General features: G+C 55.2%; 12 protein-coding genes. 1 reads left to right on the top strand and 11 read right to left on the bottom strand.

The genetic code is table 11. The annotated features are described in order from the left end of the window. Window positions 1-202: 202 nt before the first annotated feature. The 7 genes from HOP44_RS00170 to HOP44_RS00140 form a co-directional block, all read right to left on the bottom strand. Window positions 203-970 carry a tRNA threonylcarbamoyladenosine dehydratase gene (locus HOP44_RS00170; RefSeq protein WP_172249502.1) on the bottom strand — a complete coding sequence of 256 codons (768 nt, stop codon included), beginning with the start codon at window positions 968-970 and terminating at the stop codon, window positions 203-205. Window positions 971-1,080: 110 nt separating this feature from the next. Beyond that, window positions 1,081-2,880 (bottom strand): aspartate--tRNA ligase, encoded by a 1,800-nt coding sequence (gene aspS, locus HOP44_RS00165; RefSeq protein WP_172251433.1) that lies wholly within the window; start codon window positions 2,878-2,880, stop codon window positions 1,081-1,083. Between the two features lie 33 nt (window positions 2,881-2,913). Next, on the bottom strand, window positions 2,914-4,161 hold the full coding sequence (gene hisS, locus HOP44_RS00160; RefSeq protein ID WP_172249500.1) for a histidine--tRNA ligase: 1,248 nt from the start codon (window positions 4,159-4,161) through the stop codon (window positions 2,914-2,916). Window positions 4,162-4,891: 730 nt separating this feature from the next. Next, window positions 4,892-5,350: a hypothetical protein gene (locus tag HOP44_RS00155; RefSeq protein WP_172249498.1), complete on the bottom strand. Its 459-nt coding sequence runs from the start codon at window positions 5,348-5,350 to the stop codon at window positions 4,892-4,894. 99 nt (window positions 5,351-5,449) lie between these two features. Then, window positions 5,450-5,956 (bottom strand): type 1 glutamine amidotransferase domain-containing protein, encoded by a 507-nt coding sequence (locus HOP44_RS00150; protein WP_172249496.1) that lies wholly within the window; start codon window positions 5,954-5,956, stop codon window positions 5,450-5,452. 160 nt (window positions 5,957-6,116) lie between these two features. After that, on the bottom strand, window positions 6,117-6,560 hold the full coding sequence (gene dtd, locus HOP44_RS00145) for a D-aminoacyl-tRNA deacylase (protein ID WP_172249494.1): 444 nt from the start codon (window positions 6,558-6,560) through the stop codon (window positions 6,117-6,119). 42 nt (window positions 6,561-6,602) lie between these two features. Continuing rightward, a complete protein-coding gene (locus tag HOP44_RS00140) occupies window positions 6,603-8,792 on the bottom strand; it encodes a RelA/SpoT family protein (RefSeq protein WP_172249492.1) in 2,190 nt (729 codons plus the stop codon). Between the two features lie 405 nt (window positions 8,793-9,197). Between HOP44_RS00140 and uraA the strand changes: the two genes are divergently transcribed. Further along, window positions 9,198-10,520 carry a uracil permease gene (gene uraA, locus HOP44_RS00135; RefSeq protein ID WP_172249490.1) on the top strand — a complete coding sequence of 441 codons (1,323 nt, stop codon included), beginning with the start codon at window positions 9,198-9,200 and terminating at the stop codon, window positions 10,518-10,520. A 220-nt stretch (window positions 10,521-10,740) separates the two neighbouring features. Here uraA and HOP44_RS00130 read toward each other — a convergent pair whose 3' ends face one another. The 4 genes from HOP44_RS00130 to recJ form a co-directional block, all read right to left on the bottom strand. Then, on the bottom strand, window positions 10,741-11,958 hold the full coding sequence (locus HOP44_RS00130) for a cation:proton antiporter (protein WP_172193979.1): 1,218 nt from the start codon (window positions 11,956-11,958) through the stop codon (window positions 10,741-10,743). Continuing rightward, the gene (locus tag HOP44_RS00125) at window positions 11,958-12,455 is read right to left on the bottom strand and encodes a cation:proton antiporter regulatory subunit (RefSeq protein ID WP_172249488.1); all 498 of its coding nucleotides are present in this window, start codon (window positions 12,453-12,455) and stop codon (window positions 11,958-11,960) included. The genes HOP44_RS00130 and HOP44_RS00125 overlap by 1 nt, the downstream gene beginning before the upstream one ends. A 271-nt stretch (window positions 12,456-12,726) precedes the next feature. Then, a complete protein-coding gene (locus tag HOP44_RS00120) occupies window positions 12,727-13,239 on the bottom strand; it encodes an adenine phosphoribosyltransferase (protein ID WP_172193977.1) in 513 nt (170 codons plus the stop codon). 67 nt (window positions 13,240-13,306) lie between these two features. Beyond that, on the bottom strand, window positions 13,307-15,757 hold the full coding sequence (gene recJ / locus HOP44_RS00115; RefSeq protein WP_172249486.1) for a single-stranded-DNA-specific exonuclease RecJ: 2,451 nt from the start codon (window positions 15,755-15,757) through the stop codon (window positions 13,307-13,309). Between the last annotated feature and the right edge of the window lie 13 nt (window positions 15,758-15,770).

The raw sequence follows: 15,770 nt of genomic DNA, 5'->3' as shown, positions 1-15,770 counted from the left end.
ACAGGGGTTCTTGCGAACCGGCGAACTCAGCCGCACAAAATGCCGAAATCAATTGGCTTTTTCGCTTCCGTAATTTCCGTTGGCGAAAAAGCAAAAGGACTACCAGCATAGCACATTCCCCTGCAAACGACCTCCCTTATTTTCCGGAGCGCCAAAAAGCGCCGCTTCCGCTTGGGAAGAGGCGCCCGGATCACTTATGCGGTTATTCCTGCTCGGGCAGCGGCTGGCCGCCGAGACTCAGCAGATCCTTGATGGCTTCGCTGACCATAATCAGGCCGGCGACCGGCGGAACGAAAGCGTTGCTGGCCGGAGGCTGCTTCGCTTTGCGAATCTTGGCGCCGGCCGGAGCGATCTGCTCCGTCACGTCCGCCCGCGGCTTAAGCGGCTTCTCGGTCGAGAACACGACTTTTACGCCTTTTTTGATGCCGTTTTCTTTGCGCAGCTTTTTACGGATAATCCGTGCGATCGGATCCATCTTCGTTTTGGAGATGTCCGCAACCTGGAATCTCGACGGATCCATTTTGTTGGCCGCGCCCATGCTGGAAATGATCGGAATATCGCGTTCCAGACATTCCTTGATGATATGCACCTTGTAGATAATCGTATCGGAAGCATCCACTACATAATCGATTTTGTGTTCGAACAGCTTCTCGTAGGTTTCTTCCGTGTAGAACATATTCAATACGATCGTGTTGATATCCGGATTGATCAGTTTGACTCGTTCCGCCATCAGCTCGGTTTTTTGCTGTCCGACCGTAGTGGTCAGGGCATGGATCTGGCGGTTGATATTCGTGATGTCCACGACGTCTTTGTCGATCAGGATCAGGGTTCCGACGCCCGAGCGGGCAAGCGCCTCGGCAGCCATCGCGCCGACGCCGCCGATACCAAGTACCGCTACGGTGCTGTTTTTAAGCACTTCGAGTCCTGCGGGGCCGATCGCAAGTTCCGTTCTGGAAAAAGCATGCAGCATGGAAATAACCTCCTCGGTCTTGAATTGAAGTCAGGGTGTCCGGCTGTCCGGTCCCGGCAAAAGGAAAAGGCACGCCGGACTCGGCCGGCTGCCTCTTCTGTCTGCGTGGGTTAGGCTTGTTCGCCTTCGGTCGCCGCCGGTTTTTTGGCCGGCTTCGGAGCAAGCTTGATATGCAGGTCGTCCAGTTGGCCTTTGTCGACAGGTGCCGGGGCGTTCATCAGCAGGTCGGTCGCACTTGCCGTTTTCGGGAAAGCAATCGTCTCGCGCAGGTTGGTCCGCTGCGTCAGCAGCATAACGAGACGGTCGAAACCGAATGCGAAGCCGCCGTGCGGAGGCGTGCCGTACTGGAACGCGTCCAGCAGGTAGCCGAACTGCTCCTGCGCCGTTTCTTCGGAAATGCCGAGCAGCTTGAACATTCTCTGCTGAAGATCATGCTCGAAGATCCGCATCGAACCGCCGCCGACTTCGTAGCCGTTCAGCACAAGGTCGTAAGCTTGGGCACGAACCGCACCCGGATCGGTCTCGAACAGTTCCAGGTCTTCCGCCAGAGGGCGGGTGAACGGATGGTGTTCCGCCACGTAGCGCTTCTCGTCCTCGTCGTAGCTGAGCAGCGGGAAGTCCAGAACCCAGGCGAATTTGTAGACGCTGTCGTCGATCAGGCCCAACTGGCGGCCGATCTTCAAACGAAGGGCGCCCAGCACGTCGGCCACTACCTTTTTCTTGTCGGCCGAGAACAGCAGAAGGTCGCCGACTTCCGCGCCCGTACGTTCGCGCAGCGCTTCGATCTCTTCTTCGGTCATGAACTTGACGATCGGGCCTTTGAAGCCGTCTTCCTTGACCTGAATCCAGGCCAGGCCTTTCGCGCCGTAGCGGGCCGCGTAAGAGCCGAGATCGTCGATTTCTTTGCGGGGCCACGTGCCGCAGCCTTTGGCGTTCAGCACTTTAACCTGCCCGCCGCCCGAAACGACGGAAGCGAATACTTTTACGCCGCTCGTCTCCACGATATCGCCGACGTCGACAAGCTCCATACCGAAACGCAGATCCGGTTTGTCCGAACCGTATTTGGACATCGCTTCCGCATGGGTCAAACGCTGGAACGGAAGCGGAACTTCGACGCCGACCGTTTCGCGGAACAGTTTCGCCATCAGCTCTTCGATCAGGCAGAGAATGTCGTCGCGGGACACGAACGACATCTCAAGGTCGATCTGGGTGAATTCCGGTTGCCGGTCGGCCCGAAGGTCTTCGTCTCGGAAACAGCGGGCCATTTGATAATAGCGTTCGATTCCGCTGACCATCAACAGCTGCTTGAAGATCTGCGGCGACTGCGGCAGCGCGAAGAATTCGCCTTCATGCACCCGGCTCGGCACCAGGTAATCGCGGGCGCCTTCCGGCGTGCTTTTGGTCAGGATCGGCGTTTCGACTTCCACGAAGCCCTGCTCGTCGAGGTGGTTGCGGAAGATTTTCGCGGACTGCGAACGCAGCATCAGCGTCTTCTGCATTTCCGGACGGCGAAGATCCAGATACCGGTATTTCAGACGCAGCGCTTCGTCGACTTCGATACCGTCTTCAATAAAGAACGGAGTCGTCTTGGCCGCATTCAACACTTCGATTTCGGTAACGCGCACTTCAAGTTCGCCGGTCGGCAGGTTTTTGTTGATCGTGTCTTCTTCGCGTTTGACTACCGTTCCTTTGACAGCCAGCACGTATTCGGTACGCACGCGTTCCGCCGTTTGCAGAGCTTCTCCCGAATAAGCCGGATTGAAGACCGCCTGTACGATTCCGCTGCGGTCCCGCAGGTCGATAAAGAGAACGCCTCCGAGGTCGCGGCGGGTCTGCACCCAGCCGTTCAATGTAACCGTCTCTCCGATTTGCGCGGATGTAATCTGTCCGCAGTGATGAGTCCTGAGCATCATAAGTTCATTCTCCTTTGTAGTAAAAGTCTGCTATTTCAATACCGAAGCCAGATCGGCCAGCGGTACGGTAACCTGTTCGCGCGTTTCCATCGACTTGACGGCAATTTCGCCCCGTTCCAGTTCGTCGTCTCCCAGAATGGCCGTATAGCGGGCCTGCAGCCGGTCGGCCGATTTCATCTGTGCCTTCATCTTGCGGCCCTGATAATCGCGTTCCGCCGAGAAGCCGAGGCGGCGCAGCTTGTGCAGCTGCTTGGTGATCTCCGCATTGGCTTTGTCGCCCAGAGCGATCAGATACACATCCAGCGGAGGAGCGGCCTGAATCTCCGTCTCCTGGTCCGCCAGCAGCAGCTGCAGGCGTTCCATGCCGATCGCCATGCCGATTCCCGGTTGATCCGGTCCGCCGACTTCCGCGACCAGTTTGTTGTAGCGTCCGCCTCCGCCGATGGTATCGATCGCGCCGATTCCGCTTTCGGTTTTGAACTCGAACGCCGTCAGCGTGTAATAGTCCAGTCCACGTACCAGACGCGGATTGATCGTGTACGGAACATCCATGGCCGTCAGCGTGCTTTGAACGGCTTCGAAGTGACTGCGGCTTTCTTCATCCAGGCTGTCCAGAATAGACGGCGCATCCGTAAATTTGTCCTGGTCGACTTTGCAGTCGAGCACGCGGAGCGGATTCCGGTCGATCCGGCTCTGGCAGTCTTTGCAGAGCGTTTCGCGCATCGGATTCAGGAACGCGAGCAGCCGCTCGTTGTAATCGGCGCGCGATGCCGCGTTGCCGACCGAATTGATCTCGACGCTTGTGCCTTTCAGTCCGATATCTTCAAAGAACTGCATGCCGAACGCAATGACTTCCGCATCGATTGCCGGATCGACGGAGCCGATCGCTTCGATACCGAATTGGTGGAACTGGCGGTAGCGTCCGGCCTGCGGACGTTCCTGACGGAACATCGGTCCGATGTAGAACAGTTTGGCTACGTCCGGTTCGCCGAATACTTTGTTCTCCACATAAGCGCGTACGACGCCTGCCGTACCTTCCGGGCGGAGCGTCATGCCGCGGCCGCCCATGTCCTGGAACGAGAACATCTCTTTTTGGACGATATCGGTCGTCTCCCCTACCCCGCGCTGAAACAGCTGGGTGTATTCGAACATCGGCGTACGAATCTCGCGATAATTGAAACGTCTGCTCAAATCACGCGCTTTGTTTTCGACATACTGCCATTTTTCGACCGTGCCCGGCAAAAAATCGAGTGTCCCTTTCGGCTTTTGAAAATCCATGATTGATTTCCCTTTCTTTCCGGCTCAAACAGCCGGTTTGTTTTGTGGCGTACACGCCTTAAGGCATACCAAAAAATCCCCCGTCCGCCGTCTATGCCGATATTTCGCATAGTACAGGGACGAGGGACCGTATTTACGAATCTCCCGTGGTGCCACCCACATTTCGGATTTCTACCTCGATCGGCAGGCGCTTGTGTCGGCGCTTGCGAGAGGAAACGAAACCCGCTTCATTAAAAAGACGGTTAACGCCCGTCCAGTCTCGCGCATCGGCTACTTGAAATCCAAAAAGCATGTCCGGACCTTTCGGTCCTCCGCTTTTTCAATCGTTCGCCGTGCGTTCTCGGGGAGGTCTTTGGTCCGGCCGCCGCGCAGAATTCTTTCAGCCAAGGAATTCTTCTCTGATGCGCTTTGAATCCGGATTACTTTTTCCCGTCATCGAATCTTGATATTTGCGGTAAGCCCCGACCGAAGCGGCCTCAAAATGGCTTACTGCGTTTGTTATATTTTATGATTGTAATCAAGTGCATGACTAAAGTCAACCGTTTAAACCCAGCAAGCCGGGAACTGCCGCTTCGAATACACGCAAATACCCCGTTCTGCACAAAAAAAGACCCGCAGGCTGCTGCCGCGGGTCACTCAAATTTATCTAAGGGGGTCATGTGCTTATCATAGCGCTTCCTTGTTAAAGGAATATGAATCGAAGATTACAATTCGATTACAAGTGCGCCGTTCAATCGTAGACGTGTACGTATCCGTTATTGTTGCGGAGTTTGCGTACCACATCCGGATAATCTTCGTCTTTGACTTTTACGGACAGCGTATAAGTCAAATCGCGCAGATCTTTATCGGAAGCGTTCTCATAGCTTTCTCTGGCTTCGTCCTTATCGATAGGCTGGCCGCCGAGATCGCTCGATTCGTTGTGTGCCGGAACCGGAACGGCTTGATCGCCGATCATGCTGCCCGCGCTGCCCGAACCGACCGCTCCGCCGTTGAAGCCGGCGTTTGTCGTACCGGACAGCGGAACCAACGGAACGACGACACGGCCTGTGCTGCCGCGGTCTCCGCCGTAACCGACGCCGCCCTGCAGTTCTCCGACTTCAAGCTGCTCGGTACTGAACGTCATCAAACTCATTCTTGCGCCTTCCGCTTCGCTTTCGGTTTTGAAATAAGCCTGGATATGTTTCGACATAATAATTCCCTCCTCATAGTGGGTATTTACCGAATCCGTGCTGTTTCCATCGGGTCTGATCTTCGAAGTCTATAGGCGGTAAAGCCGGCAGGACCGGCTTTACAGAACCTTCAATAGTTCGCGTACGAATGCCGGCTCGTCATCCGGCGTCCGCGAAGTGATAAAGTTGCCGTCGACGACGACTTCCTCGTTTTTGAAACGGGCGCCCGCATTCACCATATCGTCCTGCAGAGGCGGATACGAAGTAATCGTACGGCCCTGAAGCAGATCCGCACTGGCCAAAATCTGCGGTCCGTGGCAGATCGAGGCGATCGGCTTTTTGGAAGCGTTGATATCCTTGACGAACTGCAGGATATCTTCGTCCAGCCGCAGATTTTCCGGCGAGGAACCTCCCGGAATCACGATGGCATCGTAGTCCGACGCTTTCGCTTCGGAGATCGCTTTGTCCGTCGTGTACTCGGCTTTGCCCAGTTTGCCTTTGACCGTTTCGCCGGCTTGGAGTCCGATGATATCTGCATGGTGACCGGCTTTTTTCACTTCATCGTAAGGAACCTGCATTTCGGAATCCTCAAATTCGTTGGCAAGCAAAAACGCGACTTTACTCATACCGTTCAGAACTCCTTTCTGTGTGGTCCGTGATGTAAGCGGTTCTCGCTTTCTTATTACCCTGCGCTCCCCAAATTCAAAACAAACGCCAAAAAGAAAAACGCCCCGGCTGCCCAAAAGGCGGCCGAAGCGTTTAGGATGGATTTTTCGCCAAAAACGTTTAATCGCGGCTGTCCACGATAAGTGTAACCGGCCCCCAGTTGACCAGCGAGACATCCATCATGGCTCCGAAGATTCCGGTTTCGACGTGCAGCCCTTTTGCGCGAAGAGCGTCGTTAAAAGCTTCGTACAGAGCCTGGGCAGGCTCGGGACGGGCCGCAGCCATGAAATTGGGACGTCTGCCTTTTCGGCAGTCCCCGTACAGCGTAAATTGGGATACGGACAAGATGGCTCCGCCGATCTCTTCCACACTGAAGTTCATCTTGCCGTTGTCGTCTTCGAAAATGCGCAGACCGGCTGCCTTGTCGGCCAAATAGAGCGCGTCTTTGGTCGTATCGTCGCCCGTGACGCCGACAAGAATGGCCAGACCGGCTCCGATCCGGCCGACCGTTGCTCCGTCCGCTTCGACGGAAGCCGCTTTGCAGCGTTGAATCACGAGTTTCATGAAACCCAAACTCCTTTTCGCTCGGCTGCGGCAGCAGCCTTTTTATTGCATGATCCGATGGACCGTATACACGTCGCGCACCCGTTTGATCCGTTCCACAACCGACTGCAGATGTTCGGTATTGCGGATCAGAATCGTAATATGCACAAGCGCCATTTTATTTTTGTCCGCGCGACCCGAGACGGCGGTCATGTTCGTTTTGCTTTCCGAAACGGCCTGCAGCACCTCGTTCAGGAAATCGCGGCGGTCAAGGCCCGTAATTTCGATATCGACGCTGAAGTTCGATTCCACCGCATCTTCCCACTCCACTTCGATCACGCGTGCGGCTTCTTCGCCGTCGCCCGCTCCCGGAATGTTGGTACAGTCGGAGCGGTGCACGGATACCCCGCGGCCGCGGGTGATATAACCGACGATCTCGTCGCCCGGAACCGGGTTGCAGCAGCGCGCGAAACGGACAAGCAGATTGCTTGCGCCTTTGACTTTGACGCCGTTGGTCGGGCGCTTCTTCTCTTTGTCCGCCGGCGCTGCTTTGACTTCGCGAACTTCGTGGGTCAGCTCCAGATGATGGCTGTTTTCTTCCTGCTCGCGGCGCCATTTCTCCGTCAGGCGGGTGATGACCTGCGAAGCCGTGATGCCGTTGAAGCCGATCGCGGACAGCATATCGTCGGTATCGTTAAAAGCGAATTTGTTCGCGACTTCAAGCAGCTTGTCGTCCGTCAACCATTCGGAGACTTCGAGTCCAAGCTTTTTGATTTCGCGCTCGAGGCCATCTCGACCTTTTTCGACATTTTCTTCGCGGCGTTCTTTTTTGAACCACTGTTTGATTTTGCTGCGCGCGTGCGAAGATTGGGCGATCTTGATCCAGTCCTGGCTCGGTCCGTACGAATGTTTGGACGTCAGGATTTCCACGATGTCACCGGTTTTCAACTTGTGGTCGAGCGGGACGATCCGCCCGTTCACCTTGGAACCGATCGTCCGGTTGCCGATTTCCGTATGGATGCGGTAAGCGAAATCGAGCGGGCCCGAGCCGGCGGGAAGTTCGATAACCTGTCCTTTTGGCGTGAACACGAATACCAGATCGGAGAAAAAGTCCATCTTTAACGATTCGACAAATTCCGACGCATCTTTGGCTTCGTTCTGCAGTTCGATAATTTCTTTGAAGAACGGCATCTTGTTTTCGATTCCGCCGCCTGTCGCCGTCGTGCCTTCTTTGTAGGCCCAGTGGGCCGCGATGCCAAACTCCGCCGTGCGGTGCATATCCCAGGTGCGGATCTGAACTTCGGTCGGTTCGCCGTTCGGGCCGACGACCGTCGTATGCAGCGATTGGTACATGTTCGCTTTCGGCATGGCGATGTAATCTTTGAACCGACCCGGCATCGGCTTCCACAGCGTATGGATAATGCCGAGCGTCGCGTAACAGTCTTTGACATTGTCGACAAGCACCCGGATCGCGAGCAGATCGTAAATTTCGTTAAACTGTTTGTTTTTGCTCGTCATTTTCTTATAAACGCTGTAGATATGCTTGGGGCGTCCGGACAGATCGGCTTCCACGCCCATTTCGTCCAACTTCTCATTGATTCGGCCGATGACGTCGGAGATAAACTGTTCGCGTTCGGCGCGCTTTTTGTGCATCAGATTGGCAATCCGGTAATACTGCTGGGGATTCAGATAACGCAGGGCGATATCTTCCATCTCCCATTTGATCGCGGAAATACCGAGGCGGTCGGCGACGGGACAGAAAATCTCCAGCGTCTCATAGGCGATCCGCCGCTGTCCTTCTTCCGATTGGTGCTTGAGCGTACGCATATTGTGCAGCCGGTCGGCCAACTTGATCACGATGACGCGGATATCCTGCGCCATGGCGATAAACATTTTGCGGTAGTTTTCGTTCTGCTGTTCTTCTTTGGACCGGAATTTGATTCGTTCGAGCTTGGTCAGCCCGTCGACGAGCATGGCGCAGGTCTCGCCGAAGTGCTCACGGATCTCGTCGAGCGATACGGTGGTGTCTTCGACTACATCGTGCAGGAGGGCCGCTTCGATGGACGTGGTGTCCATCTGCATGCCCACGACAATATCTGCAACCGCCAGCGGATGCAGAATATACGGCTCGCCGGATTTTCGGACTTGGCCGGAATGGGCCTTGTCGGCGAATTCGTAGGCTTCCCGAATGCGGGGGAGGTCCGATTCACGGATATAAACGGACGCCTTTTCAAGTAATCGTTCAATGCCCATTGAGTCCTTTCCGATTCCTTTCTATAAGAAAATGAAGCCTGTTTGCGGATGCGCATCCAGGCCTAACGTTCGGGTTTTCCTTTCATTATGCCTTTTAGCCGAATCCCCGTCAATGCGTGCAGGGAAATTGTTGCTTTCTTCACCAAAAGCTCATCGCTCTTGTGCAGGGAAGCTTTTTCGACACCAACCCTCCCAAATCCGAAAGTTATTCCCGAATTCCGCGAAAATGTTATTGAAAAAAAACAAAAACCTCTATAATCTAGTTAAGATGATCAAGCGCGTACGGATTTTGCTGTCTGGGCTTCATTTCAAGGAAGCGTTCTTACCCGTTTTTCTCATCCGCCCCGAGCCGCTCCTCCGGTTGACCGGAGCGGCTCCAACTTATGCCCTAAGGAGTGAGCGTCTTTGCAGCGTGAAATTCAAGTTAACGAAAGACCGGGCTTCGGTCCGGGCCTGCTGCTCAGTTTGCAGCATCTGTTCGCCATGTTCGGCAGTACCGTCCTCGTTCCGAATCTGTTCGGCGTAGACCCAAGCGTGATTCTGCTCATGAACGGAATAGGCACCCTGCTGTACATTCTGATCTGCAAAGGCAAAATTCCGGCTTATCTCGGCTCCAGCTTTGCGTTTCTCGGTCCCGTCGGCGTTGTGCTTGCCTGGTCCGGCGATCATATGGACAACTACTCCAAAGCGCTGGGCGCTTTTATCGTCATCGGGGTCGTGTTCGTACTCGTCGCCCTGCTGGTCAAAGTTGCCGGTACGGCCTGGATCGATTTCCTGTTCCCGCCGGTCGTTATGGGATGCGTCGTCGCCCTGATCGGGCTTGAGCTGCTGCCGGTCGCGGCCGACCTTGCAGGCCTGCTCGGCAAAGCCGATCCCGCTACGGGCGCGGTTGTCTACAGTACGAATGCCATCTTGATTTCGGTCATCACTTTGTCCGTTACCGTACTGGGCGCCGTCTTGTTCCGCGGTTTCCCCAAAATCATCCATATCCTGATCGGCATCGCGGTCGGCTATATCGCCGCGTACCTGATGGGCGAAGTAAACACGGAGGCGGTAGCCGAAGCCCGCTTCCTCTCCTGGCCGAACTTCACCACGCCGAGCTGGGACGTCGCGGCGATTCTGACCATCCTGCCGGCCGCGCTCGTCGTCATTGTCGAACACGTCGGCCACCTGCTGGTTACGAGCAATATCGTCGGCAAAGACCTGTCCAAAGATCCCGGTCTGCACCGTTCGCTGATGGGCAACGGCATCTCGACCATTTTGTCGGGCTTCGTCGGTTCGACCCCGAATACGACATACGGCGAAAATATCGGCGTCATGGCGCTGACCCGGGTCTACTCGGTGTTCGTTGTAGGCGGGGCGGCCGTGATCGCGATCCTGCTGTCGTTCTCCGGTACGTTCTCGTCCGCAATCGCCAATATTCCGGGTCCTGTTATGGGCGGCGTGTCGCTGCTGCTGTTCGGCGTCATTGCCGTATCGGGTCTGCGCATCCTGGTCGAGCAAAAAGTCGATTTCTCGAAATCGGTCAATATGCTGCTCGCCGCACTTATTCTGGGCGTGGGACTGAGCGGCATCACGCTCACGATCGGCAGTATCACCCTGAAAGGCATGGCGCTTGCCACGATCGTCGGTATTGTCGTCAATATCATCTTCCGCTTGATCGTACGGGTCGGACTTTCGAACGAGAAAGACGACATCCGGCCGGAAACGAAAACCCCGGACCTTTGATCGCAATCGAAAAAGAGTTCGAAAAAGCCGTGCCCTCTTCTGAGAAGGGGCACGGCTTTTTTCTGTAAACCGTCCGATGACGGCCTTTCTGCTGCACGAGTTATTTTCCCATGATACGGAGGATCGGACAACGTTGACTGCCGCCCCATGTTATAGGAAAATAATTCCTGTATTTCTTATTCCGTTTGATAACGCCAACCTTTTCAAAAGACGGCCTGTATTATTTCAGTTTGTCTCCGCCGGGTTTGGGTTTCATGGGAATAATCTTGGACACGATCTTGTGCACCATCGCCGATTCCTTGGTCAGGAACGGTCCGAGTACCGCCAGAATCAAGACGTAAATAGCCGCAAAAGGCTGAAGAATCGCCATCAATCCGCCTGCCGCGCCCAGATTCGCCATAATAATGGAGAATTCGCCGCGCGATACGATCGTCAAGCCGACATTGGAGGAAGCTTTCGGAGAAAGGTTAGCCGTACGTCCGGCCAGCATCCCTGCCGTATAGTTCCCGATAATGGTCAAGATCACCGCGCCGATCGCCAGCCAGACCGCGCTGCCTTTGAGGCTGAGCGGATCGATCGTCAGACCGAAACTGAAGAAGAACAAAGCGCCGAAGAAATCCCGGAACGGCAGGATCGCTTTTTCGATCCGGTGCATATGCTTGGTCTCGGCCAATACCAGACCCACAAGCAGCGCGCCGATCGCTTCCGCCACATGAATGGTCTCGGAAAATCCCGCAACGAGAAACAGCATCGCGAATACGGTAGTCAAAAAGACTTCGTTCGAAGAAATACCCAGCATTTTGTTGAGCACGGGTACAAGCAGCCTGCCGACGATCAGTACGAGCAGCATATAACCGAGCGCAATTCCCGCAGAGAGCAGAATGCCGCCGAGCGTGGTGGCTCCGCTGAGCAGAAGTCCGGACAGAATCGACAGATACACGGCCAGGAAAACATCCTCGAACATGATGATGCCCAGAATCATTTCCGTTTCCGGGTTTGCGGTCCGTCTCAGATCGACCAGCACTTTGGCCACGATGGCACTGGAGGAAATCGTCGTCACTCCTGCGATCACAAGCGTTTCCAGAATCGGAAAACCGCAGATCAGACCGAACAGAAGACCGAGTGTAAAGTTGATCCCGATATAAATGGAACCGCCGATCGCAATCGATTTGCCGGCTTTGGCCAGACGTCCGACCGAGAACTCAAGTCCCAGATAGAACAGCAGGAAGATAACACCGAGCCGTCCCATAAAGTTGATCAATTCCGCGCTTTCGATAAAACGCAGGTCGATCAGTCCAAAATGCGGCGCGTGCGGTCCGACGGCCATCCCGGCAAGAATGTAGAACGGCACGACCGAGAATCGGAGCTTAACGGAGAGAAAGCCGGCGAGCGCAATGAGCAGCACGGCGATTCCGACTTCGAATACCATATGGTCCATTATGCCTCACCTACTTCCAGCATCCTTTTCAACGTTTGAATATTTTGCCGTTCTCCCGCAAGTACAAGCGTCATGCCTTCGGCCAGAACGTATTCCGGTCCCGGACTCACCGTCTGCTTATGCGAAGTTTCGATCGACGCAATCACGACCGTTCCCGTATTCTCCCGGATTTTCAACTCGCCGATCGAGCGCCCGATCGCTTTCATGCCTTTGCGGATCTTGTACCATTCGATCGACAGATGATCCAGCGTATGTTCGACCTTCTCCAGCGCCGTTGGCTGATAATTCATTCCGCCTACGATGCCGCCCAACTGACGGGCTTCGGTGTCGGTCAGCGTCATGACGCGCATCAGCTCTTCCGGCTCCTCCGGCGATGGACAAAACAGCTCGCGCTTGCCGTCTTCGTGCAGAATCACGATGAAGCGGTCTCCTTCTTCCGTATCCATCAGAAATTTACGTCCAATTCCCGGCAGATCGGTCTCTCTAATTACGGACATCCAATCCCTCCCCAACTACAAAATTCGAACTCTGCAAAAAAGCCCTGTACAAAACGAAAAAAGGCTCTTCTTTCGAGTCTCTTCTTCCTTTACGGATTCACTCGCAAAAGGTTTCAAAAAAAGCGTTTTTTTGTTTCTTTTTCGCTTTTTACGCAAAAAAAGCTCCGAAAAAGCATAAAACCCGCTATTTGCTCCCGTTTACTTCACGGGATATCAAATAGCGGGTTTTTAGACGACTCTTTTCACGGCTGCGGCTGATTGACCGCTTGGATTAACCTTTGATCAGGTTAAACACTTCCACGTTATCGAGGCGCGCGCGGCCGTTCAATTCTTCCAATTCGATCAGGAAAGCCGCGCCGACCACATTGCCGCCGAGCTGGCGAACCAGGCTGACGGATGTGGCAATAGTGCCGCCGGTCGCGAGCAGATCGTCCGCAATCAGAACGTTTTGACCTTCCTGTACGGCGTCGACATGCATAGCCAGCGTGTCTTTTCCGTATTCGAGATCATACTCGATCTCCACGGTTTGGTAAGGCAGCTTGCCGACTTTACGAATCGGCACGAAACCGACGCCGAGTGCGTAGGCCAGCGGTGCGCCAACGACAAAGCCGCGGGCTTCCGGTCCGGCGATCAAATCGATTTTCAAATGCTCGACCTGTTTCTTCAGAGCGTCGATCGCTTCGCGATACGCCGGTCCGTTTCCAAGCAGTGTCGTAATGTCCTTGAAGCTGATCCCCGGCTTCGGAAAATCGGGAATCACGCGAATATGCTCATTAAAATCCAAATCAATCTCCTCCTAAGTCTTGTTTCCCGGATGGGGACGACGGAAGAACGGCTTCCGCCCTTCCTTCTTACACCGAAAAAGATAAAGCCTCGGCTGCGCCGCCCGAACGGACCCTCTGCAAACGCTCGGTGAGCCACATGCCCAGATCCTCTCCGGGACCCAGCATTCGGCGTTCCAAAGCTTCCGCTTCCTGAAGAACGCGATAGGCTTTCGCCGAATCCAGCGCCGTTTTGGGAGGTGTCGGATTTACCTTGACCCGGCCTTCGGCTCTGGAGACAAAATCCAGTTCCTCAAAAACGTCCAGCGTCATGCGAATCATCCGCGGCGAGCAGCCGGAAGTCCGGCACAGCCTTTGTACCAGTTCTTTTTCGTTCGTATCCGCCGCCGATGCGGCGCGGCGAAGCTCAACGTAAATGGTCTTGATCCGTTCACGGCTCGGATCGCTGAGACGTTCTGCAGAAGGTCCGCTTGCCGGATAGAGCAGCACCATATTTTCCAACAAAGGGAACTCCGCCAACATCTTGTCCAGCTGTTCGGCGGTGTCCGGAAGATCCAGGACGAATAACGTACGTGTCCCGGCCGGATCCGCATACCTATACGCGCTTTCCGTTCCTTGAATCCCGGAATATTCATCATACAGCCAAACCGGCAGTTGCGCTAGAGTCTTCTGCGAAACTTTTAGTGTCGTTTCGTTCACGGCCGCGGCGATCTGATCCGGTCCGCATGCAAGTACCATTTCCGCCGTTTTGCGGAACGGTTCGATACTTTCCGCAGACGCCGTCTGCGAACGGCGGTCGAACACTTGAACAGCCGGCAGAGCCAAATCGCGGACCATCAGCTGCGGTTTGCGGCTGCCCCGCCACTCGTTGATTCCCGGTTCGGCCAGCAGATCCAGCCGGTCTCCTTCGCTCAAATATTCGGCGAGGGCGCCTTTGCCGAAAGCTACCGCTTCGACCGTACATCCGTCTTGCTCGACAACCAATTTCAGATGGTTCCGAGTCTTGCCCATCGTCATCACCCGCTGCAGCTTGACGTTCCGCAGCACCAGCTGCGGAGTCGGATTGCTCATCCCGAACGGAGCCATCCGGTCCAACTCTTCGATGACCGCGATCGGAAGATCGGCCAGCGAACATTCGGTTTCCGCTTCGATGACCGGAATCAGGTGCTCGGGCTTTAATAGATTCGCCGCGTAAGCATTCAGGCCCGTTTCAAAATCGCCGATTTGTCCGATCGACAGACTCATCCCTGCCGCTGCCGGGTGTCCGCCGAAATGATCCATCGTTTCTTCGACCGACAGCAGCGCCGCATGGATATCGAAGCCGGGAATCGAACGTGCGGAACCTTTGCAGCTTCCTTTTTCCTTGTCGATCCCGAGAATGATCGTAGGCCGGTAATAACGTTCGAGGATTTTGGAAGCGACAATACCGACGACACCGACATTCCAGCCTTCGCCCGCCAGTACAATCACATTCGGTACGGCTCCTGTATCCGCGATTTTCTGCTCCAGCATGGCCACTGCTTCGCTTACGATATCTTCGACGTTCTTCTGCCGCTCTTTGTTCAGCAGATCCAGAACGGAAGCCAGATGTTCGGCGCGGTCGCGTTCTTCCGTGACGAGCAGATCCACTGCACGGTTCGCATGGTCCAACCGGCCGCTGGCATTGATACGCGGCGCAATGGCAAAAGCGATGCCTACCGAAGTCAGCTGATCCGGCTTGCTGCCGGCAACGGCGAGTAGTTCTTTTACTCCCGGCGAAGGATTTCGGCGCATCAATTCGATCCCGCGGGAAACGAGCAGCCGGTTCTCGCCGGTCAGCGGCATCAGGTCGGCGACCGTACCGATCGCGGTCAGATCCATCCACTCCGCAGGCGGTTCTCCCAGCAGCGCATGAGCCAGCTTGAATGCAACTCCGACGCCGGCAAGTCCTTTATACGGATATTCGCATTGGGCCAGCTTCGGATTCACCAAAGCCACTGCCTGCGGCAGTACAGCCGGAGGTTCATGGTGGTCGGTTACAACCACGTCAATGCCAAGCTCCGACGCATAGGCAATCTGATCGACCGCGCTGATTCCCGTATCGACCGTCACGATCAATTTGACTTCTTCGGCCAGGGCTTTGTCGATTGCATGGCGGTGCAGCCCGTATCCTTCTTTTGAACGATGCGGAATATAAGTTCCGAAGTTCGCTTCGAGCTTCGTCATCAGACGAATCATCAGCGCCGTACTGGATACACCGTCGGCATCGTAATCGCCATAGATCCAGATCCGTTCCCCCCGCTCCAATGCCGCTCGAATCCGTGCTGCCGCCTCTTTCATGCCATGCAGCAAAAATGGATCGTGCAGGCCGGATAAATCTTCGTCTCCGTCCAGAAATTCGGCCGCCGACGCCGGAGCTTCGTATCCCCGGTTTGCCAAGAGCGAAGCTAACAGCGGAGATATACCCAACTCGCCGCTCAACCGTTCTACGGCTGCCTGTTCCGGACTTGCGATCTTCCATTGATATTGCGAATGCAGCACAAGCTCACCTGCC

The organism is Saccharibacillus deserti (genome assembly GCF_013618475.1).
Lineage (GTDB): Bacteria > Bacillota > Bacilli > Paenibacillales > Paenibacillaceae > Saccharibacillus > Saccharibacillus deserti.
Note: the sequence above shows the minus strand (reverse complement) of the source record. Positions and strands in the feature narration are given on the sequence as shown.

Coding starts and splice junctions, on each gene's coding strand:
- HOP44_RS00140 (WP_172249492.1), bottom strand. CDS start 8,792: ATGGGCATTGAACGATTACTTGAAAAGGCGTCCGTTTATATCCGTGAA.
- HOP44_RS00130 (WP_172193979.1), bottom strand. CDS start 11,958: ATGGACCATATGGTATTCGAAGTCGGAATCGCCGTGCTGCTCATTGCG.
- HOP44_RS00150 (WP_172249496.1), bottom strand. CDS start 5,956: ATGAGTAAAGTCGCGTTTTTGCTTGCCAACGAATTTGAGGATTCCGAA.
- HOP44_RS00170 (WP_172249502.1), bottom strand. CDS start 970: ATGCTGCATGCTTTTTCCAGAACGGAACTTGCGATCGGCCCCGCAGGA.
- aspS (WP_172251433.1), bottom strand. CDS start 2,880: ATGCTCAGGACTCATCACTGCGGACAGATTACATCCGCGCAAATCGGA.
- HOP44_RS00125 (WP_172249488.1), bottom strand. CDS start 12,455: ATGTCCGTAATTAGAGAGACCGATCTGCCGGGAATTGGACGTAAATTT.
- HOP44_RS00155 (WP_172249498.1), bottom strand. CDS start 5,350: ATGTCGAAACATATCCAGGCTTATTTCAAAACCGAAAGCGAAGCGGAA.
- dtd (WP_172249494.1), bottom strand. CDS start 6,560: ATGAAACTCGTGATTCAACGCTGCAAAGCGGCTTCCGTCGAAGCGGAC.
- hisS (WP_172249500.1), bottom strand. CDS start 4,161: ATGGATTTTCAAAAGCCGAAAGGGACACTCGATTTTTTGCCGGGCACG.